The organism is Luteimicrobium sp. DT211 (genome assembly GCF_049844995.1).
GTDB lineage: Bacteria > Actinomycetota > Actinomycetes > Actinomycetales > Cellulomonadaceae > Luteimicrobium.
This window is the reverse complement of the sequence record NZ_JBNCMC010000004.1, coordinates 447,279-470,214: the sequence shown is the minus strand read 5'-3', so window position 1 is coordinate 470,214 and position 22,936 is coordinate 447,279. Positions and strand designations below refer to the sequence as shown.

The window sequence follows — 22,936 nt, the reverse complement described above, 5'->3', positions numbered from 1 at the left end:
ATGTCAGATATCATGGAGGCATGGACGCACGCACGAGCCGCACGCGAGCACGCCTGCACGACGCGGTCCTCGAGCTCGCGGCGAGGGAACCGATCGTCGACGTCACCGCGGCGGCTGTCTGCCGCACCGCCGACGTCACGCGCGACACGTTCTACCGCCACACGACCGACCCGGTGACCCTGCTCGGCGACGCCCTCGCCGTCGAGCTCGACGACGTCATCGGCGACGCCCCCGACGGCCCGATCGGAGTCGCGGAGCGCCGGCTGCTCCAGCACGTCGCGCACCGGGCCGACGTCTACCGCGGCGCCATGCGTCCCGTCCTCGCGGCCCCCGTGCGGAGCATCCTCGAGCAGCATCTGCGCGAGGGGCTCCACCGCTACGCGGTCGCGCACCCCGAGATCGTGCCGCCGGCGCTCGTCGGCGAGGACGACCTCCGCCTGGCCGCCGCGTACGCCGCGGGCGGCACCGTCGGCGCCGTCGAGGAGTGGCTGCGCACCGGGAGCACCGACGTCGAGCACGCCGCGCGCGCGGTGCTCGCGGCGTCGCCGTCGTGGTGGCTGCGGGCGGACGACCCCGACCCATCGAAGACAAGGAGCACCCCATGAGGGCAGCACAGTTTCACGGCACGGAAGACCTGCGCGTCGAGGAGGTGGCCGAGCCCGCTGCCGGCCCCGGCCAGGTCAAGCTCCGCAACGCGTTCGCGGGCATCTGCGGGTCCGACCTGCACGCCTACTACGCCCCCGAGGCAGCGGGCCTCGACCTCACGAGCCCGCACCCCGTCACGGGAGCCACGCTCCCGCAGATTCTCGGCCACGAGTTCTCGGGCACGGTCGTCGAGCTGGGTGACGGCGTGACGGGCGTCGAGGTCGGCGACCGCGTCGCCGTCTGGCCCGTGTACTACTGCGGGAAGTGCGCGGCGTGCCGCGAGGGCCGCTACAACGCGTGCCGCCTCATCGGCTTCCACGGGCTCACCTCGCACGGTGGTGGCATGGCCGAGTTCACCACCGTCGACGCGTCGATGGTGCACCGCCTTCCCGAGTCCGTCGATCTGCGCCTCGGCGCCCTCGTCGAGCCGATGGCCGTCGCGTGGCACGCCGTCGAGCGCAGCGGCGTGCAGGCCGGCCAGACCGCGCTCGTGGCCGGCGCGGGCCCCATCGGGATCGGCGTGTGGTTCGCGCTGCGCGCGCACGGCGTGACCGACGTGCTGGTCTCGGAGCCCAGCGCCCCCCGCCGTGCCACGATCGAAGCCCTCGGCGCCCGCACCGTCGACCCCGTGAACGAGGACCTCGCGGCAGCCGTCGCGGGACTCACCGGCGGCGACGGGGTGCACGCCGCGTTCGACGCCGCGGGCGCCGGCCCGGCGCTCACGTCCGCGATCCCCGCCCTGCGGCCCGGGGGCCGGCTCGTCGTCGTCGCGATCCACGAGCGTCCCACGGAGCTGTTCCCGACCGCGCTCGTGATGTCTGAGACCGAGATCGCCGGCGCGCTCGCGTACCTGCCCGAGGACTTCGACGCCGTGATCGCCGCGATGGCCGACGGCGCTTACGACACAACCGGCTGGGTCGACGAGATCGGCCTCGACGGCGTCGTCGACGCGATCGGGGCGCTCCGCGCCGGCAAGGGCGCGAAGTTCCTCGTCCGCAGCGACTCCTGACGGGCCGCTAGCCCTGGCGGAGGAGCTCCGCCACGACGCCGGGAAGCGCGTCCGCGACGGCGAGCGCGCTCACCGGGCCGCCGGGGTTCGCCGCGTGCGCCGCCAGCCCGTGCACGGACGCGGCCGCCGCGGCGAGGGTCGCCGCCAGCGTCGGGTCCCCCAGGACGTCGTCGGAACGGCCCGCGAGGAGGGTCCCGAGCAGGCCGGTGAGCACGTCCCCCGCGCCGGCGGTCGCGAGCCAGGCCGGTCCGTCGGCCTGCGCGTACTCGGCTCCCCCGGCCCCGACGACGACGGTCACCGCGCCCTTGAGCAGCACGGTCGCCCCCGTCAGCTCGTGCGCGAGGCGGGCGTGCTCGAGCGGCGCGGCCTCGACCGCCGCGCGGTCGACGTCCTGCCCGCGGGAACGCAGGAGGGTCGCGAGCTCGCCGGCGTGGGGCGTCAGGACGACCGTGGCGGGGACTCGCGCCGGCAACAGCGACAGCGCCCCCGCGTCGACGACGACGGGCACGCGCCCGTCCTGGGCGCCGGCGGCGGCGAGCGCCGACCGCGCCTCGTGGTGCTGGACCAGGACGTCGGGCTCGACGGGACCGTCGTCGCCGCGCGGGGCCGCGGCGGGGAGGCCGGGCCCGAGCGCCCACGCCTGCACCCGTCCGCGTGCGGGCACGACCTCGGGGCGCGCGCCCACGACGGCCCGCGCGACCGCGTCCGGCCCGACGTAGCGCACCATCCCCACCCCGGCGCGGACTGCGGCCGTCGCGGCCAGCACGGCCGCGCCGGGGAACTCCGACGTGCCGGCGACGATCCCCAGCACGCCGCGCGAGTACTTCTGGGACGTCGCGCCCGGCACGGGCCAGACGGCGGCCACGTCGTCGGGCTCGAGACGGCACAGCCGCCAGGCGGTCCCGGCGCGACGGCCCGCGCTGCCCAGGCCCAGACCGATGTCGACCACCTCGAGCCGGCCCGCGCGCTCCGCCGCCGGCGGCAGCAGCAGGCCCCGCTTGGCCACGCCGAACGTCACGGTGACGTCGGCGCGCAGCACGGTTCCCGGGACGGTCCCGTCGTCGACGCCGATACCGCTGGGGACGTCGACCGCGACGACGAGCGGCCGGTCGGCGCCGCCTGTCGTCGCAGCCGTCAGCCGCCCGACGACGTCCGCGCCCACGCCGCGCAGGGCGCCGCGCGCCCCCGTGCCGAGCACCGCGTCGACGACGACGTCGCTCCCCGCAGCGTGCGCCGCGACGCCCGCCGGTGTCGCCGGGAGGTCCGCGGACCGCCCGGCGGAAGCGACGTCGTCGGGCGCGAGCGTGTCGTGGACCACGACGAACCTGCCGCCCGCGCGGACCAGGGCGGCGAGGCCGCCCTCGTGGACGCGGGGACTCACCCCGTACGCGGTGACGTCGACGCCGCGGCCGCGCAGGTACGCGCCCGCGAACAGGGCGTCGCCGCCGTTGTTCCCCGCGCCGACGAGCAGGACCACCCGCGCCCCGGGCACGCGCCGCCGTCGGGCCGCGAGCTCCCGCAGCACGGCCCGGGACAGCGCGAACGCGGCGCGCTCCATCAGGGGCACGCCCGCGCTCAGGAGGGGCTCCTCGGCGGCGCGGACGGCTGCGGCGGTGCGGGCTTCGATCACCCGGCCATCATGCGACGACGCGCGCCCGCGCGCCGACCGGCGAGCCTCCCCGGCGGCACCTGCCCGGCAGGACACGAATCGATTCGAACGGGGTACGGTCGGTCCATGCGATTCGGACTCTTCATTCCCCAGGGCTGGCGGCTCGACCTCACGGGCATCGAGCCCGCGCAGCACTGGGAGACCATGCACTCCCTCGCCCGCCGCGCCGACACCGCGTTCGCCGGCGAGGGTCTCCCCGGCGCCCAGCACGCCTGGGAGTCCGTCTGGGTCTACGACCACTTCCACACCGTGCCCGAGCCGACCCAGGAGGCGACGCACGAGGCGTGGGCGCTCATGGCGGCGTTCGCTGCGTCGACCGAGCGGGTGCGCCTGGGCCAGATGTGCACCTGCATGTCGTACCGGAACCCCGCCTACCTGGCGAAGTTCGCGACGACGGTCGACCACGTGTCGGGCGGGCGGATCGAGATGGGCATCGGCGCGGGCTGGTACGAGCACGAGTGGCGGGCCTACGGGTACGGCTTCCCGCGCGCGGGGCTGCGCCTCGACGCGCTCGCCGAGGGCGTCGACATCATGGCGCAGCTGTGGCGCACGGGCGAGGCCACGCTCGACGGCTCGGTCTACCAGGTGTCGGGCGCGCGGAACTACCCCCAGCCCCTCCAGCACGCGGCGGGCGAGGCCGCCGGCCCGAGCATCCCGCTGTGGATCGCGGGCGGCGGCGAGAAGCGCACGCTGCGGATCGCGGCGCAGTACGCGCAGTACACCAACTTCGCGGGCGACCTCGAGACGTTCGAGCACAAGTCCGAGGTGCTGCGCGGGCACTGCACCGACCTCGGCCGGGACTTCGACGAGATCACCCGCTCGGGCAACTTCAACGTCGTCGTCGGCGCCACCGAGAAGGACGTCCAGGACCGCCTCGCCTGGATCGAGGCGCACCTGCGGGAGAGCGTCTCCGGCGAGGCCGTGGACCGCGAGATGGCCGGGCTGCGCGGCGGCCCGATGGTCGGGACGCCCGAGCAGGTCGTCGAGCGGCTCACGGAGTTCCGCGACCGGGGCCTCGAGTACACGATCGGCTACTTCCCCGGCATCGCGTACGACACGAGCGGCGTCGAGCTGTTCGAGCGCGAGGTCGTCCCGGCCCTCCAGGCCTGACCCTCCCCTCCTCGCCGAACACGGGCTCCGCGACCGTCCAGCTTCGCTGACGGTCGCGGAGCCCGTCGTCGTGGGGCGGGGATCCCGTGCTCGGCCACGCTGTTCCGGCCCGACGACGGCGTGCACAGGCTGCCCGGCGGCTCGCCTTGTCCACAGCGCGGGTACCGGCACCGGCGGCGGCGCTCGAAGGGCGCTGACATGGGTCCGTGCACCGACGGACCGAGGTACCCCGAACCCTCTTCGCGCTGGCCCAGTCCCAGGGCGGGCTGGCCTCGATCACCCAGTGCCGGGAGCACGGCCTGACCGACAAGGGCGTCCGCGGCCTCGTCGCGCGGCGCGCGTGGGCTCGCCCGACCTCCGGAGTGCTCGACCTGCGCACGCCACCCCCGCCGGAGACGTCGGTCCACGACCACGCCCGACGACGCACGGCATGGCTCGGGCTCCTCGCCTACGGCCCCGACGCGATCAGCGTCGGGGCCTGCGCGCTGGTCCTCCACGGCGTCGAGGGGACACCCGTCGGGCTCCGGGCCGAGGCGGCGCTGCCGAGAGCGAGCGATCGGATGTCGCGCGACGGCATCGCGCTCCGCCAGTTCGACGACGGTCTCGAGACGGTCGTCATCGCGGGGCGTCGCGTCGCGAGCGTCGCGTGGGCGCTGGCGCAGGCAGTTCCGGAGCTCCCCCGAGGCCAGGGGCTGGCCGTGCTCGACTCCGCGCTCTACCGCAAGAAGCTCGGCCCGGCGGGGCTCGAGCGAGCGCACGACCTCGCACGCGGCCGACGCGGGATCGCCACGCGGCACGACCTCTGGGAGCTCGCGGACGCGCGGGCCGAGTCGCCGTTCGAGTCGACCACGCGCCTCGAGTGCATCGAGGACGGGATCCCGCCGGACGTCCTCCAGCTGCCCCTCGTCGACGCGGACGGTCGCGAGCTCTCGCGCGCCGACGCGGGCTGGCGGAAGAGGGACGGCCGCTGGTTGGTCGCCGAGCTCGACGGGAGCGAGATCCACGACACGCCCGCCGCCGTCTTCAAGGACCGCACCCGGCAGAACCTCTGGGTGTCGACGGGCGTCGTGGACGTCCTGCGGTTCACGCCGCGCGACTCCGGCTCGATCGCGCCGGCGATCTGCCGGGCGCTCCGAGGATGAGGCGCGGAGACTCGAGCCGAACACGCGATCGCCACCCGTCGATCACGGGCTGGGCGCCCGTCCGTCCGCCAGGATGGGCGCGCAGCCCGTGGTCGGCGGGTGGCCGTCAGCCCTCAGCGACGACCATGGCCGACGCGATGCCGGCGTCGTGCGAGATCGACAGGTGGAACGTCGCGATGCCGAGCTCGTCCGCGCGCGCCTTGACGGTCCCGCGGATCTCGACGACCGGCGCGCCCCCCTCGACGCGGTGGACCGTCGCGTCGTGCCACCGCATCCCGCCGGGCGCGCCGAGCGCCTTGGCGATGGCCTCCTTGGCCGCGAACCGGGCCGCGATCGACGCGGGCGGCAGGTCGCGCTCGGCCTCCGTGAACAGGCGTTCCCGCAGCGCGGGGGTGCGTTCGAGCGTCGCCACGAACCGTGCGACGTCCACGACGTCGATCCCGACCCCGATGATCATCCTCGAAGCCTAGAGTGCTGCCTGTGACCGCGCCCCGAATGTCCGACGTCCTGGTCCCCGGCACCTACCCCGGCCGCGTCGTGGTCCTGGCGCGCACGCCGGTCGGCGAGCTCCTGGGCGGGGTGGCGCTGACGGGCCGGTCCGCGCGGTCACGCGCCCGCGTCCTCGTGCCCGACGACGGCGCTCTCGTCGTCGCGCCCTCGTCCCCCGGTTCGGGCTCGGGCCGCGCGTCCGCCGGCGCGCTCCCGGCCCACGACCCGCTGCGGCACTACACGGCCGCGGTGAGCGACGACGCGTGGACGGTGTTCGGGAACGGCGACCACGTCGAGACGGTCGCGAAGAGCCTGGCGACGGGCACAGATCCGCGCATCGCGCTGGACGGTCTCGCGTACGAGCCGGACCCGCCGATCTTCACGCCGCGCATCACGGCGGTCGTCGAGCGCGCCACCGGCCACGCGTGGCTCGGCGCCGCCCGCCACTCCGAGGGACTCCGCAACGGCTCGGACGTCACGGTGACGACGCTCGGCGACCTCGGCCCGGGTGAGGGCGTGGCGCTGACGACCTACGAGCCCGACCCGACGGGCACCGAGCCGTTCCCCGTGGCGTCGCGCCGCCACCGCGACGTCCTGACGCGCGCGGGAGGGGCCATCACGCTCCTCGACGAGCTGTGGTCGGCGCTCCGCGGCCCGTACCGCGTGGCGGCGTCGACGTTCGTCCCGCGCGACGGCGTCCTGGGTCCGGTCCGCCACGAGGACGGCGACTGACGCGCGCTCGAGCCGTCGCCGAGCACGGGACCCGCGCCCGGCGACCACGCGGCGACGGTCCGTCCGCCGGAGCAGACGGGCGCGGACCGCGTGTTCGGCGCCACGGGATCACGCCTCGAGACGGTCCTCGGGCTCGATCAGGTGCCGCCAACGGAACCACTTCCGCTCGATCTCGGCATCGAGGTCGACGTCGAACCGCCGAGCCACCAGGAGGAGCTGCGCCAGCACGTCGGCGAGCTCCGCGCGGAAGGCCGCGTCGACGTCGTCGGCCGAGCTGCCTCGGCTCCGTGACCGCCCGCCGCGCTCCAGGTAAGCCTGGGTGAGCTCGCCAACCTCCTCGTGCAGCTTGAGCACGAGCCAGTCGTCGGTCCGCTCGACGCCGTGCCGCCGCGCGTACACGCGCGAGATGACCTCGAGCTCCTCGCCCAGTTCCCCGAGTTCCATCCGTCGAGTATCGACGCCACCACCATCCGGGCGCACCCGAGGTGACGGTCGGCACGAGACTCGGACCCGACCGGGGCCGAGGCCCCTACTCGACGGTGACCGACTTGGCGAGGTTCCGCGGCTGGTCGACGTCCAGCCCGCGCGCGGTCGCCAGCTCGCAGGCGAAGATCTGCAGCGGCACGACGCTCAGCAGCGGGGACAGGAGCGTCGGCGCCTCGGGGACCCAGAACACCTCGTCGGCGTACGGCTTGACGGCGTCGTCGCCGTCCTCGGCGATGACGAGCGTCCGGGCGCCGCGGGCGCGGATCTCCTGGATGTTGGAGATGACCTTGGAGTGCAGCGAGTCGCGGCCGCGCGGGGACGGCACGATGACGAACACGGGCTGCCCGGGCTCGACGAGCGCGATCGGCCCGTGCTTGAGCTCGCCGGCGGCGAAGCCCTCGGCGTGGATGTAGGCGAGCTCCTTGAGCTTGAGCGCACCCTCGAGGGCGACCGGGAACCCGACGTGACGGCCGAGGAACAGCACCGAGTCGGAGTTCATCCAGCGGGCGATGACGCGGACGTGGTCGCCGCGGTCGAGGACGGTCTGGATCTTGTTGGGCATGGCGCGCAGGTCGGCGAGCACCTCGCCGATCTCGTCGGGGAACTTGTTGCCGCGGACCTGAGCCAGGTAGAGGCCGAGCAGGTAGGTGGCGGTGATCTGCGCGAGGAAGGCCTTGGTGGACGCGACGGCGATCTCGGGGCCGGCGTGCGTGTAGAGGACGGCGTCGGACTCGCGCGGGATGGTCGAGCCGTGCGTGTTCACGATCGACAGGACCTTCGCGCCCTGCTCCTGCGCGTGCCGCACGGCCATGAGGGTGTCCATGGTCTCGCCGGACTGCGTGATCGCGACGACGAGCGTCTTCTCGTTCACGACGGGGTCGCGGTAGCGGAACTCGTGCGCGAGCTCGACCTCGACGGGGATGCGGCACCAGTGCTCGATGGCGTACTTGGCGACGTGCCCGGCGTAGGCCGCGGTGCCGCAGGCGACGACGACGATCTTGTCGACGGCTCGGAGCACCGACTCGTCGATGCGGAGCTCGTCGAGCTGGAGGCGCCCGTTCACGTCGGTGCGCCCGAGGAGGGTCTCCGCGACGGCCTGGGGCTGGTCGTGGATCTCCTTGTCCATGTAGGTGCGGAAGCCGCCCTTCTCGGCGGACGACGCGTCCCAGTCGACGGTGTACCGCTTGGGCTCGACGACCCGGCCCGCGAAGTCGGTCACCACGACGCTGTCGGGCGTGATCGTGACGACCTCGTCCTGGCCGAGCTCGAGGGCCTCGCGCGTGTGGGAGACGAAGGCGGCGACGTCGGAGCCGAGGAAGTTCTCGCCGTCGCCGAGCCCGACGACGAGCGGCGAGTCGTGGCGCGCGCCGACGACCGTGGACGGCTCGTCGGCGTGGACGGCCAGGAGCGTGAAGGTGCCCTCGAGGCGCCGCGCGGTGTCGCGGATGGCGGCGGCGAGGTCGCGGGTCTCGCGGTACGCCTTGGCCAGGAGGTGGCCGGCGACCTCGGTGTCGGTCTCGGAGAGGAACTGGACTCCGTCGGCGAGGAGCTCGTCGCGCAGGGTCGCGAAGTTCTCGACGATGCCGTTGTGGATGACGGCGAGGCGGCCGCCGTCGGCGAGGTGGGGGTGGGCGTTGACGTCGGTCGGGCCGCCGTGGGTGGCCCACCGGGTGTGACCGATCGCCGCCGTCGCGTCGGGCAGCGGGTCGAACGCGATGGCCTCGACGAGGTTCGCGAGCTTGCCCGCCTTCTTCCTGCTCGTGACCCGTTCGACGCCGGGCGACACGAGCGCCACCCCCGCCGAGTCGTAGCCTCGGTACTCGAGCCGGCGCAGGCCCTCGAGGACGACCTCCAGGGGACGCTGCGACGGCGCGTCGGCAGCACCGACGTAGCCCACGATTCCGCACATGGGCCGAGCGTAACAAGGTCACGATTCGTTATCGGCCCTGCCGATCACGGTGGACGCAACCCCGGACCCACCGCCCCGCACTGGCAGAATCGTGCGCGTGACCGATCCCCTCGACGACACGCTGGACCCGCCCGGACTCCGCACCGCCTCGCCGGCCGACCCGCTGCGGAGCGCCTCGCCCTACGTCGACCTCGACCGCGCCGCCTGGGCCCGGCTGTCGGAGTCGACGCCGCTCCCGCTGACCGACGCCGACGTCGAGCGGCTGCGCGGGCTCGGCGACCCGATCGACCTGGCCGAGGTGGACGCCGTCTACCGGCCGCTCTCGCGGCTGCTCAACCTGCACATCGCGGCGACCGCGCAGCTTCACGAGGCGACGAGCACGTTCCTGCGCGAGGACTCGGGCGGGACGCCGTTCGTGATCGGCATCGCCGGCTCGGTGGCGGTCGGGAAGTCGACGACGGCGCGCGTCCTGCGCGAGATGCTCGCCCGCTGGCCCGAGACGCCGCACGTCGAGCTCGTCACGACCGACGGGTTCCTCTACCCGAACGCCGAGCTCCAGCGGCGCGGCCTGATGGAGCGCAAGGGCTTCCCCGAGTCGTACGACCGGCGCCGGCTGCTCCGCTTCCTGTCCCGGGTCAAGGCCGGCTGGGACGAGGTCACGGTGCCCGTCTACGACCACCTGACGTACGACATCGTGCGCGGGGAGGAGAAGGTCGTCCGCCGCCCCGACGTCCTGATCGTCGAGGGCCTCAACGTGCTGCAGCCGGCCCGCCCGATCCCGTCGGGCATGGCGGACGACTCCGCGACGGCCGTCAGCGACTTCTTCGACTTCACGATCTACGTCGACGCCCGCACCCGGAACATCCGCCAGTGGTACGTGGACCGGTTCCTCGCGCTGCGCCGGACGGCGTTCGCGAAGCCCGAGTCGTTCTTCCACCGCTACGCGTCGCTGACGGACGAGCAGGCCGTGGAGCGGGCCCGGCAGATCTGGGACTCGATCAACGCCCCGAACCTCGAGCAGAACATCCTGCCGACGCGGGGCCGCGCGACGCTCGTCCTGACCAAGGGGCAGGACCACGCCGTGCAGCGCGTCCGTCTGCGCAAGCTCTGACCGCGAGGACCCCTCCAGGAGGGATACCTCGCGAGGTAGGCCTCCGGGAGGGGTATCTCGCGGTCAGTCCGGGTCGGACGGGTCGAGCGGCTCGTGGTGGTCACGGTTCGTGACGCCGCGCTTCCAGTAGCCGTCGACCTTGACCCGCTCGGCGCCCAGGCCGAGCTCGTGCCGCAGGTACCGGCGCACCGCGATCAGGGTCGTGGCCTCCCCGGCCGCCCAGACGTACGTCGCCTCGCCGGACAGGTCGAGCGAGCGCACGGCCTCGTCGACCTGGCCCGGCCCGTCGGCGCGGTAGAGCCGCTCGACCGACGCCCGCGCGAAGGGGCTGGGGCCGCCGTCGGGCGCGGGCGCGTCGACGTACGCGTCGGCGTCGTCGTCGGCGAGGTCGAGGATCACGGTCAGCGCGACGTCGTCGGGCGCCTGCTCGATCCAGCGGGCCGCGGCCGGCATCGCCGTCTCGTCGGCGACGAGCACGAGCCGGTCGATCCCCGCCGGCACCCCGCGAGAACCGCGCGGACCGGCGACGACGAGCTCGTCCCCCTCGGCCGCCGACGCCGCCCACGACGACGCCGGGCCGGCGGGGGCGCCGTCGTGGGCGACGCCGTGCAGCACGAGCTCGAGGTCGAGCTCCGTGCCGTTCGCGGTCAGCCTCAGCGTACGGGGGGTGTAGTCGCGCGAGACGCTGACGCCCGACGTCGGCCGCTGGAGCGCGCCGTCGACCATGCGGGGTGCGTGCAGCTCGCCGGTGGCCGGGTCGGGGAAGAACACCTTGACGTGGTCCTCGGGACCGTGGGCGGGCAGGCCGGAGAGCTCGTCGCCAGTGAACGTCACACGGACGACGCTCGGTGCGAGTCGGACGGTGCGGGCCACGCGCGCTCGGCGGGCGGCCATGTCGTGGCGGGATCCGGTGCGTTCGAAGGTCACCGGACGAGTGTGCCACCGGACGCTGCGACGGCCTCGCGGGTGCCGGCCGTCGCCTCGGCCACGGCGTTGCGCGCGGCACGGCGCGCCCACACCGCGGTGACGACCCGGTCGATCCCCACCCCGACGACGAGCCCGACGGCGACGCCCACGGCCATCGCCAGCAGCGGCTGGTCTCCCAGCCACGCCGCGGACGCGAGCCCGACGAGCACCGAGCAGATCCCCCACAGCACCGCGGCGAGCGCCGAGACCGCCATGAAGCGTCGACGCGGGTAGCGTAGGGCGCCCGCGCTCATGTTCACGGCGACCCGGCCGACGGGCACGTACCGCGCCGCGAGGATGAAGGTGGCGCCGCGCCGTTCGAGCGCGTAGCGCGCCCATGCCACGGCGCGCCGGCCGCGCGGCCCGCGCAGCAGCCGGACGCGGTCCGTGCCGACCCACCTGCCGAGCTGGTAGGCGACCTGGTCGCCGCTCCACGCGCCGACGACCGCGGCGCCCAGGAGGAGCCAGAGGTTCGGGTCGTGACCGGTCGTCGCCGCGACCGCGAGCGCGATCACGACGGACTCCGAAGGGATCGGGGGGAAGAAGCCGTCGACCAGGCAGAACAGCACGACGGCCGGGTAGATCCACCACGCGCCGGACGCAGCCAGGACCGCGTCCTGCAGGTGCTGGAGCAGCTCGCCCATCGGGTTCCCCCCCTCGCCGTTTCCTCCGACGCGGCCGCGAGGCGCGGCCCGTCCCCTTCAGCGTAGGGATGCGGAGGGTGCCTCGGCATCGGGAAAGCCCCCGAATCACCCCCGGGGTGCACCCTGATCCGACCAGGGTCGCAGGAGTGGTGCCGGCGACGTCGCCCCGGGGGACTACTCGACGTGGAAGCCGAGCAGCTCGCCGACCTGCCCGGTCGGCACGCCGCCCCACAGGCGACCCGCGTTCTCGTTGGTCATGAGCGAGCGCGTCTCGACGCGGTCGACGTAGACGACGCCGTCGAGGTGGTCGGTCTCGTGCTGGACGATCCGGGCGGGCCAGCCGGTGAGCACCTCGTCGACCTCCGTCCCGTGCTCGTCCTGCGCCACGAGGCGGACCGAGCGGAACCGGGCGACGACGCCCTGATAGCCCTCGAACGACAGGCAGCCCTCGGCGAAGGACCGCCGCTCGACCCCCGCCCGGGCGCCGTCGTCGCGCACGGCACCCGGCGTGGGCACGCCCTCGTAGCGCGGGTTGACGATCGTCCGGTGGGGCAGCGCGACCCGCTCGCGCTCGGCGGCCGCGACCTCGTAACCCTCCGGGAAGCCCGGGTCGTGCACGACGGCGATCCGCAGCCCCAGCCCGATCTGCGGCGCGGCGAGACCCACCCCGGGCGCGGCGACCATGGTCGTGCGCATGACCTCCAGCAGCAGGGGCAACGCGTCGCCGAGCTGGCCCGTGTACGGCGTCGCGGGGCGGCGCAGCACGGGGTGGCCGAGCTGGACGATCGGGAGCACGCCGTCGGTCGCCGCGCCGAGCAGCCGCAGCACGTCCTCCCGCAGCCGGTCGTCGACGCCGCCCGTCCAGTCGCGGGTGCGGAGGTCAGGGTCTGCGGTGGCGGGGTCCGGAGAGGTCACCCGGTCAGCGTAGTCACGCCCCGGCACGCCGGTACCGAGCGCCCACGCGCTCAGAGCGCGAGGCGCTCCTTGACGGTCCCCGCGAGGAGCGCGGCGACGTCGTCGGCCTCGGTCTGCGTGGCCGCCTCGACCATGACCCGGACCAGCGGCTCGGTGCCCGACGGGCGCAGGAGCACCCGGCCCGTGGCGCCCAGCGCCGCCTCGGCGCGGGCGATCTCCGCGAGGAGCTCCTCGTCGTGGCCGGCGCGCGCCTTGTCGACGCCCGGCACGTTGACCAGGGCCTGCGGGAGCTTCTCGATCTCCCCCGCGAGGTCCGCGAGCCGCCGCCCGCTCCGCTTCACGTGCGCCGCGAGCTGGAACGCGGTGAGGATGCCGTCGCCCGTGGTCGCGAACTCCGAGACGATGATGTGCCCGGACTGCTCGCCGCCCAGCGAGAAGCCGCCCTCGCGCATGGCCTCGAGGACGTAGCGGTCCCCCACGCCCGTCTGCACCGTGCGGATGCCGGCGCGCTGCATCGCGAGGATGAGGCCGAGGTTGCTCATGACCGTGACGACGAGGGTGTCGCCTGCGAGCCGGCCCTCAGCCGCGAGCGCGAGCGCGAGGATGCCCATGATCTTGTCGCCGTCGACGAGCGCGCCCGTGTGGTCCACCGCGAGGCAGCGGTCCGCGTCGCCGTCGAACGCGACCCCGAAGTCTGCCTCGGACGCGACGGTCACGGCCTGGAGCTGCTCGGGGTGCGTCGAGCCGCACTTCTCGTTGATGTTGCGCCCGTCCGGGCTGGCGTTGATCACGACGACGTCGGCTCCGGCGGCGCGCAGCGCCTCGGGCCCGACCTCGCTCGCGGCGCCGTTGGCGCAGTCGACCGCGATCCGCAGCCCGTCGAGAGACCCCTCGATCGAGCGGGTGAGGTGCTCGACGTAGAGGCTGCCCGCCTGCCCGGTGTCGCGGTGGATCCGGCCCACGTCCGCGCCCGTCGGGCGGTCCCAGGGCTCCTCGAGCCGCTGCTCGATCGCGTCCTCGACGCCGTCGTCCAGCTTGAGGCCGCCGCGGGTGAAGAACTTGATGCCGTTGTCGGGCATGGGGTTGTGCGACGCCGAGAGCATGCACCCGAGGTCCGCGCCCAGCGCGTCCGTGAGGTGCGCGAGCGCGGGGGTGGTCAGGACTCCGACGTCGAGCACGTCGACGCCGGCGCTCGCCAGGCCTGCGGACACCGCGGCGGACAGGAACTCTCCCGACGCGCGGGGGTCGCGTCCGACGACGGCGCGCGGCCGGTGCCCCGCGAACTCCCCGGCGGTGCCGAGCACGTGCGCTGCCGCGACCCCGAGGTCGAGCGCGAGCTCCGCCGTGACGTCCTTGTTGGCGAGTCCTCGGACCCCGTCCGTGCCGAACAACCGACCCATGTGCTGACGCCTGCTTCCCTCGTTCTGACCGACGCCGCTCGACCGACGTCGTGGTGGCCGCGCCGACCTGCGCGCAGCGCTCCTGACAAACCCCCGTAGACACCGACGGCCCCGACGGAACGAGTCCGTCGAGGCCGTCGGGCCGGCGCTGGGATCAGCGCTTGGAGTACTGCGGGGCCTTGCGGGCCTTCTTGAGACCGGCCTTCTTGCGCTCCACGACGCGGGCGTCGCGGGTCAGGAACCCGGCCTTCTTGAGGGTGGCGCGGTTGCTGTCCTCGTCGATCGCGTTCAGAGCGCGCGCGATGCCGAGGCGCAGTGCGCCCGCCTGGCCGGAGATGCCGCCGCCGCTGATGCGGGCGACGACGTCGAAGCGGCCCTCGATGTCGAGGATCGTGAACGGCGAGCTCACGAGCTGCTGGTGCACCTTGTTCGGGAAGTAGTCCTCGATGGTGCGCCCGTTGATCTTCCACTGGCCGGAGCCGGGGACGAGGCGAACGCGGGCGATCGCCTCCTTGCGGCGACCCAGGGCCTGCCCGGGTGCCGTGAGGGACTGTCCGTGGCCCGTGGAGGCAGCGGCAGTCTCGGTGGTGTAAGTGCTGGGAGCGTTCTCGTCCAGCGTGTCGGTGTCGACGGTGGTCTCGGCCACTGGTGGTGTCCTCGCGTCCTTGTGCTTGTCTGTCAGCGAGCCGAGCTCACTGGGCGACCTGAGTGATCTCGAACGGCTTCGGCTGCTGGGCGGCGTGCGGGTGCTCGGCACCCGCGTAGACCTTCAGCTTGCCGAACTGCGCGCTGCCCAGGCTCGTCTTGGGCAGCATGCCCTTGACGGCCTTCTCGACGGCCCGCTCGGGGTGCTTCTCGAGCAGGTCCGCGTAGCGCGTTGCGCGGAGGCCGCCCGGGTAGCCGGAGTGGCGGTACGCCAGCTTCTGCTCGCGCTTGTTGCCGGTCAGGGCGACCTTCTCCGCGTTGATGACGATGACGAAGTCACCGCCGTCGACGTGGGGCGCGAAGGTGGCCTTGTGCTTGCCTCGCAGGAGGGTCGCCACGTGGCTGGCCAGACGGCCCAGGACGACGTCGGTCGCGTCGATGACGTACCAGTCGCGCTGGACGTCGCCGGGCTTCGGGGTGTACGTACGCACGGTCGTAGCCTTCGTTTCGGTTCGGTCTTCTTCGGCGCAGCGAACTGCGACCGACGAGTGTTCGTCTGAGCGCTCCAGAAGCCTGCCTCCGACCATGAGCCGGACGTGACGGGCCAGCGAGTGGGCGCACGGTATCCGTCAGCGGTTCGAACAGTGGGTCGGGCAAGGAAGCACAACGACTGTCAAGACTACCGTGGCGCGCGCAGCCGGGTCAAAGCGGCGGCCCGGAGGCGGGTGCGACCGGGCCGGAGGGCCGTCGTCCCGGCGCTGCGGGGCCGGGCGGACGGTGCCACGCTGGACGCATGAGCGAGAACTACCCCGACGGCCTGCCCGAGGGCATGGACGACCGCGACGACTGGTCCGAGAGCGAGACCGAGCAGCTCGACACGGGCGACACGCTGCTGGACCGCGGCGTCGAGGACCCGCTGGACGAGGGCTACGACCCGCCCGAGCGGCCGCGCAGCAACCACTTCGGCGAGACCGAGGAGGAGGAGCGGGAGGGCGAGAGCCTCGACCAGCGCCTCTCCGAGGAGGAGCCCGACGAGTGGGAGGAGGAGCCCGTCCGCGACGTGGGCCGCGCCGGACGGCTCGGCGAGGACGACGACGCGGCGGGCGGGCGCGACAACGACGTCTACGGCGTCGACGAGGGCATCTCGGGGGCGGGCGCGAGCGCCGAGGAGGCGGCGGTCCACTTCGTGCCGGACGACGACGAGGGCTGATCGGGTCGAGACCTCAGGACGGGCCGTCCCAGACGTCCTCGTCCAGCCGCCTCGCGCGGATGCTCTCCGCACGCGAGGCGAGCTCCGCGTCGGGCGGGTACGAGACACCCTCGAGCACGAGCCCGTGCGCGGGCACGACGCCGCCCGCGGCGTCCCGGCGACGCGAGGCCAGGACCTCGGCGAGCCAGCCGACGGGCCGGCGCCCCTCCCCCACCGCGAGGCTGGCACCGACCAGCGCGCGCACCATGTTGTGGCAGAACGCGTCGGCCCGGACGTGCGCGACCACGAGGCCCGCGTCCGGACCGTCCGTCGGACGCTCCCAGCGCAGCTCCTGCAGCTCGCGGATCGTCGTCGCGCCCGGCCGGGGCTTGCAGAAGGCGGCGAAGTCACGCACGCCGAGCAGCGGCCGCGCGGCGGCGTCCATCGACGCGACGTCCAGCGGTCGCCGGGTCCACAGCACCCAGCCGCGACGCAGCGGGTCGCGCAGCTCCGGCCGGTCCGCGACCCGGTACGTGTAGCTGCGGTGCAGCGCCGAGAACCGCGCGTCGAAGCCCGCCGGCGCTGGCACCGCGCCGCGGACGACGACGTCGTGCGGGAGGATGCCACCGAGCCGGGTGACGAGCGCGTCCCCCGGCTGCCGGTCCGACCGCCCCGGGAGCCCCGCCCACTGGCGCGGGGTCAGGTCGACGTGCGCGACCTGACCGCGCGCGTGCACCCCGGCGTCCGTGCGGCCGGCCACCTGCACGCGCGGCGGGGCCTCGCCGTTCGCCTCCGCGCGCAGGACGGTCGCGAGCCCCTCCTCCAGCGCGCCCTGGACGGTCCGCAGGCCGGGCTGGCGCGCCCACCCGGCGAACCCGGCGCCGTCGTACGCGAGGTCGAGGCGCACCCGGAGGTCGCGGTCGTCGGGGGCAGCAGGGGCCGGCAGCTCGCTCACCCGCCCATTGTCCGTGAGCCCGGCCGCCTGTCAGAATCTCGGCGGGCTCGAGGCTCGCCAGGTTCTGACAAGTCCCGTCGAGAGGCCTACCGTGCTCGCATGCCCGAGCCCCGCACGCCCGAACCCCGGCCCGGCCCGGCCGACGAGGGCACCATCACCCTGTCGGTCGACTGCGGAGGCAGCGGCATCAAGGCCGCCGTCCTCGACGCGGCCGGCACCGCCCACGCCGAGCCCGTCCGGGTGCCCACGCCGTACCCGCTCCCGCCCTCGCGCCTCGTGGACACGATCGCCGAGATCGCCGCCACGCTGCCTCCCGCGCAGCGCGTGACCGTCGGCCTGCCGGGGATGATCCGGCGCGGCGTCGTCGTGCACACGCCGCACTACATCCGCCCCCGCGGCCCCCGGACGCCGGTCTCGGCCGAGCTCGCCGACGCGTGGCGCAGCATGGACGTGCAGGCCGCCGTCGGCGAGCGCCTGGGACTGCCGGCGCTCGTGCTCAACGACGCCGAGGTGCACGGCGCGGGGGTGATCGCCGCGTCCGGCCTCGAGCTCGTCCTCACGCTCGGCACCGGACTCGGCTCCGCCCTGTTCCTGGGCGGCACGCTGTCGCCGCACCTCGAGTGGTCCCACGCGCCGGTCCGCCCCCGCACGACCTATGACGAGTACGTCGGCGAGCCCGAGCGGCGGCGGCTCGGCAACGCCCTGTGGTCGCGCCGCGTCCTGCGGGTCGTCGAGGGCCTGCGCCCGGTCTTCTGGTGGGACCGCCTCTACCTCGGCGGCGGCAACGCGCGACAGATCACGCGCGGCGCGCTCGACCGGCTCGGCGACGACGTCGTCGTGGTCCCCAACTCGGCCGCGCTCGTCGGCGGCGCCCGGGCGTGGTCCCTCCCCCGCTGAACCGGGCCGGCGCGGCTCAGGCCGGCAGCAGCTCGGCCCGGCGCCGGACCACCAGGCCCTGGATGCCCAGCACCACGCCCAGGTAGAGCAGCAGCGACGCGGACCCGAGACCCGACAGGTCGTGCGCCACGCGGTCGATCGCGACGTCGATGCCGAGGTGCGCGGCGATCGCGACGAGCCACAGCAGCACGGTCAGCGGCGTCCCCTGACGCACGAACGTGCCGTCCGCGTCCCGCCACACCCGCACCTGGTAGCCGCGCACCGCGGCCAGCGCTCCCCCGACGACGACGCCGAGCGCGAGCAGCGCGACCACACCCGCCGGGACGCCCGACGCCGGCGCCGCGTCGCGGACGAACGACGTCGCCTCGTAGAGCCCCACGGCCGTCAGGACGAGCGGCATCCGCAGCGACGACCTCGCGGGCCGCTTCTGGACCTGCCGCGACAAGATGCACACGAGGGCCAGGAGGCCGAGGACGACGTGGACGACGATGCTCAGGTCGGAGGAGCTGATCATGGCTCCAGCCTCGGCCGGCGCAGCCGTCCGCGGCAGGGCCGACCGTCACCGAGGCCCGATGACATCCGTCATCTCAGCCCCGCCGACGCTTGAGCGGCCCGCGCCGACCCGCCATGCTGGGGCGATGACCAGCACCATCGCCGTCGTCGGTGGCGGGATCGTGGGCGTGGCGCTCGCGCGCGCTCTCGCGCTGCGCGGCGACGCCGTGACCGTCCTCGAGAAGGAGGACCGCCTCGCCCGCCACCAGACCGGCCACAACTCCGGTGTCGTCCACGCGGGGCTCTACTACGCGCCGGGGTCCCTCAAGGCGACGCTCTGCACAGCCGGTCGCGCCGCCCTGCGCGACTACTGCGCCGAGAAGGCCCTGCCGTACCGCGAGCTCGGCAAGCTGGTCGTCGCCGTCGACGCGTCGGAGCTGCCGGCGCTCGCGGAGATCGAGCGTCGGGCGCGTGCCAACGGCGTCCCCGACCTGCGCCGCCTCGACGACCACGGCGCCCTGAGCGAGCTCGAGCCGCACGTGGCCGGCGTCGCCGCCGTGCACTCGCCCCGCACCGCCGTCGTGGACTACGCCGCGGTGACCGAGGCCATGGCCCAGGACGTTCGTGCCGCCGGCGGCACCGTGCTGCTGGGGCACGAGGTCACGTCGCTCGCCGTCACCGGGCCCGGCGGGCGACGCGCGAGCCTCGTCGCGGGCGAGCTCGCGGGGACGTTCGACCGCGTCGTCGTCTGCGCGGGGCTCCAGTCGGACGTCGTAGCCCGGCTCGTGGGCGCCGACCCGTCCCCCCGGATCCTCCCGTTCCGGGGCGAGTACTGGACCCTGGCCCCGGAGCGGGCGTCGCTCGTCCGCGGGCTGGTCTACCCGGTCCCCGACCCCCGCTTCCCGTTCCTCGGCGTCCACTTCACCCGGGGCGTGTACGACGCCGTGCACGTCGGTCCCAACGCCGTCCCCGCGCTGCGCCGCGAGGGCTACGGGTGGTCGCAGGTCTCGCTGCGCGACACGTGGGGCTCGCTCTCCTGGCCCGGTGCCTGGCCGCTCGCACGCCGCCACTGGCGCATGGGCGTCGACGAGGTCGGCGGCTCGCTGCTCAAGCCCCTCTACTACCGGCGCGCCCGCCGATTCGTTCCCGAGCTGCGACCCTCCGACCTCGCCGAGCGCGCCGCGTCCGGCGTCCGGGCGCAAGCGTGGGCCCGCGACGGCTCGCTCGTCGACGACTTCGCCGTGGACCAGGTCGGCCCGGTCACCCTGCTCCGCAACGCGCCGTCGCCGGCGGCGACGTCGTCGCTCGCGATCGCCGACCACCTGATCCGCGAGCACCTCACCTGACGGCCGCCCCCGCGGCGTGGATCTCCGTGAGCGACGGCGACCAGACGACGAAGGGGCCCGCTCCGCGGCAGCGGAACGGGCCCCTTCGGGAGCGGGAGACGAGGCTCAGGCCTCGGACTTCTCCTCGGCAGCGGCGTCGGCGGCGGGCGCCTCGTCCGTGGCCGTGGCCTCGGCCTCGGCTGCCGGGGTCTCCTCGGCGGCGGGCTTCTCGTCCGCGGCGGCGGGCTTCTTCGCCGCGGGCTTCTTGGCGGCCTTCGAGGCGGCCTTCTCGGCCTCCTTGACGACGGCCTGCTTCGGGCTCACGGGCTCGAGCACGAGCTCGATGACCGCCATGGGGGCGTTGTCGCCCTTGCGGTTGCCGACCTTCGTGATGCGCGTGTAGCCACCCTGGCGCTCGGCCATGGTCGGCGCGATCTCCGTGAAGAGCGTGTGCACGACGCCCTTGTCACGGACGACGGTCAGGACGCGGCGACGCGCGGCGAGGTCGCCACGCTTCGCGAAGGTGATGAGGCGCTCGGCCAGGGGGCGCAGGCGCTTCGCCTTCGTCTCCGTCGTGGTGATGCGACCGTGCTCGAAGAGGCTCGTCGCGAGGTTCGCGAGGATGAGGCGCTCGTGAGCCGGGCCACCGCCGAGCCGCGGGCCCTTGGTGGGGGTAGGCATGGGTTGTGCTCCTTCGTGGGCTGAGGCCTGGCGGGCCAGTCCTCAGTGCGGGATGGTGACCCGCGGCGCCGGGACGCCGCGGGCCAGACTCATCGACTGCTCCGTAGGCAGGTCAGAACGTCTGCTCGTCGTCCGTGTACTCGTCGTCGCCGTAGTACTGCGCGGCGGTCGGGTCGAAGTCCAGCGGCGAGTCCTTGAGCGACAGGCCGAGCTTCCCGAGCTTCTCCGTCACCTCGGTGATCGACTTGGCGCCGAAGTTCCGGATGTCGAGGAGGTCGGCCTCGCTGCGCGCCACGAGCTCACCCACGGTGTGGATGCCCTCGCGCTTGAGGCAGTTGTACGAGCGGATCGAGAGGTTGAGCTCCTCGATCGGCAGCGCCAGGTCGGCGGCGAGCGCCGCGTCCGTGGGCGACGGGCCGATCTCGATGCCCTCGGCCTCGACGTTCAGCTCGCGGGCGAGGCCGAACAGCTCCGTGAGCGTCCGGCCGGCCGAGGCGAGCGCGTCGCGCGGCGAGATGGCCGGCTTCGTCTCGACGTCGACGACGAGCTTGTCGAAGTCGGTGCGCTGCTCGACACGGGTCGCCTCGACCTTGTACGTGACCTTGAGGACGGGCGAGTAGATCGAGTCGACCGGGATGCGGCCGATCTCCGAGTCGTACGCCTTGTTCTGGGCTGCGGACACGTAGCCACGGCCGCGCTCGACCGTGAGCTCGATCTCGAGCTTCGCGGAGTCGTTCAGCGTCGCGATGTGGAGCTCGGGGTTGTGCACCTCGATGCCCGCCGGCGGGACGATGTCGGCCGCCGTGACCGGGCCGCCACCCTGCTTGCGCAGGTACATGACGACCGGCTCGTCGTTGTCCGACGAGACGACCAGACCCTTGACGTTGAGGATGATCTCGGTGACGTCCTCCTTGACCCCGGGGATCGTCGAGAACTCGTGCAGGACGCCCTCGATGCGGATCGAGGTGACGGCTGCGCCGGGGATGGAGGAGAGCAGCGTGCGCCGCAGCGAGTTGCCGAGCGTGTAGCCGAAGCCGGGCTCGAGCGGCTCGATGGAGAAGCGGGAACGGTGCTCCGAGATGACCTCTTCGGTCAGGGTGGGGCGCTGTGCGATGAGCACTGGTGGGTTCCTTTCGGTGTGCGTCCGCCATATGACGCATCACGGTGAGGGTGCAGGTGCGCGACCGGCGCGGAGTGGAGCCCGACGGCTCCGGCTCCGCCGTGTCCGGACGCACGGTGCCGCGGGGCGCGTGAGCGCCCCGCGGCGACGAGCGAGATCAGACGCGGCGGCGCTTCGGCGGGCGGCACCCGTTGTGCGCCTGCGGGGTCACGTCCTGGATCGAGCCGACCTCGAGGCCGGCCGCGGTCAGGGAGCGGATCGCCGTCTCGCGGCCCGAGCCCGGGCCCTTGACGAAGACGTCGACCTTCTTGACGCCGTGCTCGGCGGCCTTGCGGGCCGCGGCCTCGGCGGCCATGCCGGCCGCGTACGGGGTCGACTTGCGCGAGCCCTTGAAGCCGACGTCGCCGCCGGAGGCCCACGCGATCACGGCGCCCGACGGGTCCGTGATCGAGACGATCGTGTTGTTGAAGGTGCTCTTGATGTGCGCCTGGCCGAGCGGGACGTTCTTCTTGTCCTTGCGGCGCGGCTTGCGGCCGGCGGCAGCGCGGGTCTTGGGAGGCATGTCCTGAGGTTCTCCTGGAGTGAGGTGTTCGGACCGGCGGACCGTCGACGTTCGTCAGCCGACGTACGACGTCGGCGCGACGGACGGGTCCGGCACGGACTGCTGGTTAGCGGGCCTTCTTCTTACCGGCCACGGTGCGCTTCGGACCCTTGCGGGTACGCGCGTTGGTCTTGGTGCGCTGACCGCGGACGGGAAGGCCACGACGGTGGCGCAGCCCCTGGTAGGTGCCGATCTCCACCTTGCGGCGGATGTCGGCCGCCACCTCACGGCGGAGGTCACCCTCGAGCTTGTAGCTGCCCTCGAGGTAGTCACGAAGCGCGACGAGCTCGGCGTCGCCGAGGTCCTTCACGCGGAGATCCGGGCTGATGCCGGTCGCAGCCAGCGTCTGCTGGGCGCGGGTACGGCCGACGCCGTAGATGTAGGTGAGCGCAACCTCGAGGCGCTTGTCGCGCGGGAGGTCGACGCCGACGAGACGTGCCATGTGCCTGACGGCTCCTTGTACTTCGGTCGGAGGTCTTCCGCACCGCCCTCCCGCTGCCGTCACTGCTGCGGGCCCCGGCCTCCGACCGGGGGTTCCCCTGCCCGGCGGACCGGGCAAGTTCGTGGTGGTGCGTCGTGAGCGGGTCGCTCACCGGTGGGTCGAGCACGCCTCGTCACCGAGGCGCGGCGCTCAGCCCTGACGCTGCTTGTGACGCGGGTTCTCGCAGATGACCATGACGTTTCCGTGCCGGCGGATCACCTTGCACTTGTCGCAGATCTTCTTGACGCTCGGGTTGACCTTCATCGTGTTCCTCCGCCGCCGTCCGCATCGCGACCTGGGCGCGCCCAGGCCTGCCACGACGG

Annotated in this window: 26 protein-coding genes; 9 read left to right on the top strand and 17 right to left on the bottom strand. The window is 73.9% G+C overall.

Annotation, left to right across the window (positions count from 1 at the left end; translation table 11 throughout):
* Nucleotides 1-20 precede the first annotated feature (20 nt).
* Nucleotides 21-605: a TetR/AcrR family transcriptional regulator gene (locus ACLQ14_RS13095; protein WP_425813645.1), complete on the top strand. Its 585-nt coding sequence runs from the start codon at nt 21-23 to the stop codon at nt 603-605.
* The gene (locus tag ACLQ14_RS13090) at nt 602-1,654 is read left to right on the top strand and encodes a 2,3-butanediol dehydrogenase (protein ID WP_425813643.1); all 1,053 of its coding nucleotides are present in this window, start codon (nt 602-604) and stop codon (nt 1,652-1,654) included. The genes ACLQ14_RS13095 and ACLQ14_RS13090 overlap by 4 nt, the downstream gene beginning before the upstream one ends.
* Before the next feature lie 7 nt (nt 1,655-1,661).
* Here ACLQ14_RS13090 and ACLQ14_RS13085 read toward each other — a convergent pair whose 3' ends face one another.
* Nucleotides 1,662-3,284 (bottom strand): NAD(P)H-hydrate epimerase, encoded by a 1,623-nt coding sequence (locus ACLQ14_RS13085; RefSeq protein ID WP_425813641.1) that lies wholly within the window; start codon nt 3,282-3,284, stop codon nt 1,662-1,664.
* 105 nt (nt 3,285-3,389) lie between these two features.
* Between ACLQ14_RS13085 and ACLQ14_RS13080 the strand changes: the two genes are divergently transcribed.
* The gene (locus tag ACLQ14_RS13080; protein WP_425813639.1) at nt 3,390-4,433 is read left to right on the top strand and encodes a TIGR03560 family F420-dependent LLM class oxidoreductase; all 1,044 of its coding nucleotides are present in this window, start codon (nt 3,390-3,392) and stop codon (nt 4,431-4,433) included.
* A gap of 206 nt (nt 4,434-4,639) precedes the next feature.
* Nucleotides 4,640-5,575, top strand: a complete 936-nt coding sequence (locus ACLQ14_RS13075; RefSeq protein WP_425813637.1) for a type IV toxin-antitoxin system AbiEi family antitoxin domain-containing protein — start codon at nt 4,640-4,642, stop codon at nt 5,573-5,575.
* 106 nt (nt 5,576-5,681) lie between these two features.
* Here the strand turns inward: ACLQ14_RS13075 and ACLQ14_RS13070 are convergent, their stop codons facing one another.
* A complete protein-coding gene (locus tag ACLQ14_RS13070; protein ID WP_425813635.1) occupies nt 5,682-6,032 on the bottom strand; it encodes a holo-ACP synthase in 351 nt (116 codons plus the stop codon).
* 23 nt (nt 6,033-6,055) lie between these two features.
* On the opposite strand from ACLQ14_RS13070, the gene ACLQ14_RS13065 reads away from it, so the two are divergent.
* Nucleotides 6,056-6,796 (top strand): IMP cyclohydrolase, encoded by a 741-nt coding sequence (locus tag ACLQ14_RS13065; RefSeq protein WP_425813633.1) that lies wholly within the window; start codon nt 6,056-6,058, stop codon nt 6,794-6,796.
* 108 nt (nt 6,797-6,904) lie between these two features.
* On the opposite strand, the gene ACLQ14_RS13060 is transcribed toward ACLQ14_RS13065, so the two are convergent.
* Complete coding sequence (locus tag ACLQ14_RS13060; protein WP_425813631.1) at nt 6,905-7,240, bottom strand: pyrophosphatase; 336 nt, start codon at nt 7,238-7,240, stop codon at nt 6,905-6,907.
* An 85-nt stretch (nt 7,241-7,325) separates the two neighbouring features.
* Complete coding sequence (gene glmS / locus ACLQ14_RS13055; RefSeq protein ID WP_425813629.1) at nt 7,326-9,191, bottom strand: glutamine--fructose-6-phosphate transaminase (isomerizing); 1,866 nt, start codon at nt 9,189-9,191, stop codon at nt 7,326-7,328.
* 121 nt (nt 9,192-9,312) lie between these two features.
* On the opposite strand from glmS, the gene coaA reads away from it, so the two are divergent.
* Nucleotides 9,313-10,302, top strand: coding sequence for a type I pantothenate kinase (gene coaA, locus ACLQ14_RS13050; protein ID WP_425813977.1), 990 nt, complete (start codon nt 9,313-9,315; stop codon nt 10,300-10,302).
* 63 nt (nt 10,303-10,365) lie between these two features.
* Here coaA and ACLQ14_RS13045 read toward each other — a convergent pair whose 3' ends face one another.
* The 6 genes from ACLQ14_RS13045 to rplM form a co-directional block, all read right to left on the bottom strand.
* The gene (locus ACLQ14_RS13045; protein ID WP_425813627.1) at nt 10,366-11,229 is read right to left on the bottom strand and encodes a siderophore-interacting protein; all 864 of its coding nucleotides are present in this window, start codon (nt 11,227-11,229) and stop codon (nt 10,366-10,368) included.
* Nucleotides 11,226-11,912 carry a DedA family protein gene (locus ACLQ14_RS13040; RefSeq protein WP_425813625.1) on the bottom strand — a complete coding sequence of 229 codons (687 nt, stop codon included), beginning with the start codon at nt 11,910-11,912 and terminating at the stop codon, nt 11,226-11,228. Before ACLQ14_RS13040 ends, ACLQ14_RS13045 begins: the two co-directional genes overlap by 4 nt.
* Nucleotides 11,913-12,086: 174 nt before the next feature.
* Nucleotides 12,087-12,827, bottom strand: coding sequence for a peptide deformylase (locus tag ACLQ14_RS13035; RefSeq protein WP_425813623.1), 741 nt, complete (start codon nt 12,825-12,827; stop codon nt 12,087-12,089).
* A gap of 50 nt (nt 12,828-12,877) precedes the next feature.
* On the bottom strand, nt 12,878-14,227 hold the full coding sequence (gene glmM, locus ACLQ14_RS13030) for a phosphoglucosamine mutase (protein ID WP_425813621.1): 1,350 nt from the start codon (nt 14,225-14,227) through the stop codon (nt 12,878-12,880).
* A gap of 154 nt (nt 14,228-14,381) precedes the next feature.
* Complete coding sequence (rpsI, locus tag ACLQ14_RS13025; RefSeq protein WP_425813620.1) at nt 14,382-14,873, bottom strand: 30S ribosomal protein S9; 492 nt, start codon at nt 14,871-14,873, stop codon at nt 14,382-14,384.
* Nucleotides 14,874-14,919: 46 nt separating this feature from the next.
* Nucleotides 14,920-15,363 carry a 50S ribosomal protein L13 gene (gene rplM, locus ACLQ14_RS13020; RefSeq protein WP_425813618.1) on the bottom strand — a complete coding sequence of 148 codons (444 nt, stop codon included), beginning with the start codon at nt 15,361-15,363 and terminating at the stop codon, nt 14,920-14,922.
* 302 nt (nt 15,364-15,665) lie between these two features.
* Here rplM and ACLQ14_RS13015 point away from each other — a divergent pair, with 302 nt between their 5' ends.
* Complete coding sequence (locus ACLQ14_RS13015) at nt 15,666-16,082, top strand: DUF5709 domain-containing protein (RefSeq protein ID WP_425813616.1); 417 nt, start codon at nt 15,666-15,668, stop codon at nt 16,080-16,082.
* Between the two features lie 13 nt (nt 16,083-16,095).
* Here the strand turns inward: ACLQ14_RS13015 and truA are convergent, their stop codons facing one another.
* The gene (truA, locus tag ACLQ14_RS13010; protein WP_425813975.1) at nt 16,096-17,007 is read right to left on the bottom strand and encodes a tRNA pseudouridine(38-40) synthase TruA; all 912 of its coding nucleotides are present in this window, start codon (nt 17,005-17,007) and stop codon (nt 16,096-16,098) included.
* Nucleotides 17,008-17,115: 108 nt separating this feature from the next.
* Between truA and ACLQ14_RS13005 the strand changes: the two genes are divergently transcribed.
* Nucleotides 17,116-17,913 (top strand): ROK family protein, encoded by a 798-nt coding sequence (locus ACLQ14_RS13005; RefSeq protein WP_425813614.1) that lies wholly within the window; start codon nt 17,116-17,118, stop codon nt 17,911-17,913.
* 16 nt (nt 17,914-17,929) lie between these two features.
* Here ACLQ14_RS13005 and ACLQ14_RS13000 read toward each other — a convergent pair whose 3' ends face one another.
* On the bottom strand, nt 17,930-18,427 hold the full coding sequence (locus ACLQ14_RS13000; RefSeq protein ID WP_425813612.1) for a hypothetical protein: 498 nt from the start codon (nt 18,425-18,427) through the stop codon (nt 17,930-17,932).
* A 124-nt stretch (nt 18,428-18,551) separates the two neighbouring features.
* Here ACLQ14_RS13000 and lhgO point away from each other — a divergent pair, with 124 nt between their 5' ends.
* Nucleotides 18,552-19,751, top strand: coding sequence for an L-2-hydroxyglutarate oxidase (lhgO, locus tag ACLQ14_RS12995; RefSeq protein WP_425813610.1), 1,200 nt, complete (start codon nt 18,552-18,554; stop codon nt 19,749-19,751).
* Between the two features lie 105 nt (nt 19,752-19,856).
* Here lhgO and rplQ read toward each other — a convergent pair whose 3' ends face one another.
* From rplQ to rpmJ, 5 genes are all read right to left on the bottom strand, one after another.
* On the bottom strand, nt 19,857-20,411 hold the full coding sequence (gene rplQ, locus ACLQ14_RS12990; protein ID WP_425813608.1) for a 50S ribosomal protein L17: 555 nt from the start codon (nt 20,409-20,411) through the stop codon (nt 19,857-19,859).
* 112 nt (nt 20,412-20,523) lie between these two features.
* Nucleotides 20,524-21,531 (bottom strand): DNA-directed RNA polymerase subunit alpha, encoded by a 1,008-nt coding sequence (locus tag ACLQ14_RS12985; RefSeq protein WP_425813606.1) that lies wholly within the window; start codon nt 21,529-21,531, stop codon nt 20,524-20,526.
* A gap of 157 nt (nt 21,532-21,688) precedes the next feature.
* Nucleotides 21,689-22,093, bottom strand: coding sequence for a 30S ribosomal protein S11 (rpsK, locus tag ACLQ14_RS12980; RefSeq protein WP_425813604.1), 405 nt, complete (start codon nt 22,091-22,093; stop codon nt 21,689-21,691).
* A gap of 106 nt (nt 22,094-22,199) precedes the next feature.
* A complete protein-coding gene (gene rpsM / locus ACLQ14_RS12975; RefSeq protein WP_425813602.1) occupies nt 22,200-22,574 on the bottom strand; it encodes a 30S ribosomal protein S13 in 375 nt (124 codons plus the stop codon).
* A 189-nt stretch (nt 22,575-22,763) separates the two neighbouring features.
* Nucleotides 22,764-22,877, bottom strand: coding sequence for a 50S ribosomal protein L36 (gene rpmJ / locus ACLQ14_RS12970; protein ID WP_007540807.1), 114 nt, complete (start codon nt 22,875-22,877; stop codon nt 22,764-22,766).
* Nucleotides 22,878-22,936: the final 59 nt, after the last annotated feature.

Bases quoted from the DNA above. Each gene is read 5' to 3' on its own strand.
- ACLQ14_RS13095 (WP_425813645.1), top strand. From the start codon at position 21: ATGGACGCACGCACGAGCCGCACGCGAGCACGCCTGCACGACGCGGTC.
- ACLQ14_RS13090 (WP_425813643.1), top strand. From the start codon at position 602: ATGAGGGCAGCACAGTTTCACGGCACGGAAGACCTGCGCGTCGAGGAG.
- ACLQ14_RS13080 (WP_425813639.1), top strand. From the start codon at position 3,390: ATGCGATTCGGACTCTTCATTCCCCAGGGCTGGCGGCTCGACCTCACG.
- ACLQ14_RS13070 (WP_425813635.1), bottom strand. From the start codon at position 6,032: ATGATCATCGGGGTCGGGATCGACGTCGTGGACGTCGCACGGTTCGTG.
- ACLQ14_RS13060 (WP_425813631.1), bottom strand. From the start codon at position 7,240: ATGGAACTCGGGGAACTGGGCGAGGAGCTCGAGGTCATCTCGCGCGTG.
- glmS (WP_425813629.1), bottom strand. From the start codon at position 9,191: ATGTGCGGAATCGTGGGCTACGTCGGTGCTGCCGACGCGCCGTCGCAG.
- ACLQ14_RS13040 (WP_425813625.1), bottom strand. From the start codon at position 11,912: ATGGGCGAGCTGCTCCAGCACCTGCAGGACGCGGTCCTGGCTGCGTCC.
- glmM (WP_425813621.1), bottom strand. From the start codon at position 14,227: ATGGGTCGGTTGTTCGGCACGGACGGGGTCCGAGGACTCGCCAACAAG.
- ACLQ14_RS13015 (WP_425813616.1), top strand. From the start codon at position 15,666: ATGAGCGAGAACTACCCCGACGGCCTGCCCGAGGGCATGGACGACCGC.
- ACLQ14_RS13005 (WP_425813614.1), top strand. From the start codon at position 17,116: ATGCCCGAGCCCCGCACGCCCGAACCCCGGCCCGGCCCGGCCGACGAG.
- ACLQ14_RS13000 (WP_425813612.1), bottom strand. From the start codon at position 18,427: ATGATCAGCTCCTCCGACCTGAGCATCGTCGTCCACGTCGTCCTCGGC.
- lhgO (WP_425813610.1), top strand. From the start codon at position 18,552: ATGACCAGCACCATCGCCGTCGTCGGTGGCGGGATCGTGGGCGTGGCG.
- rplQ (WP_425813608.1), bottom strand. From the start codon at position 20,411: ATGCCTACCCCCACCAAGGGCCCGCGGCTCGGCGGTGGCCCGGCTCAC.
- rpsK (WP_425813604.1), bottom strand. From the start codon at position 22,093: ATGCCTCCCAAGACCCGCGCTGCCGCCGGCCGCAAGCCGCGCCGCAAG.
- rpsM (WP_425813602.1), bottom strand. From the start codon at position 22,574: ATGGCACGTCTCGTCGGCGTCGACCTCCCGCGCGACAAGCGCCTCGAG.
- rpmJ (WP_007540807.1), bottom strand. From the start codon at position 22,877: ATGAAGGTCAACCCGAGCGTCAAGAAGATCTGCGACAAGTGCAAGGTG.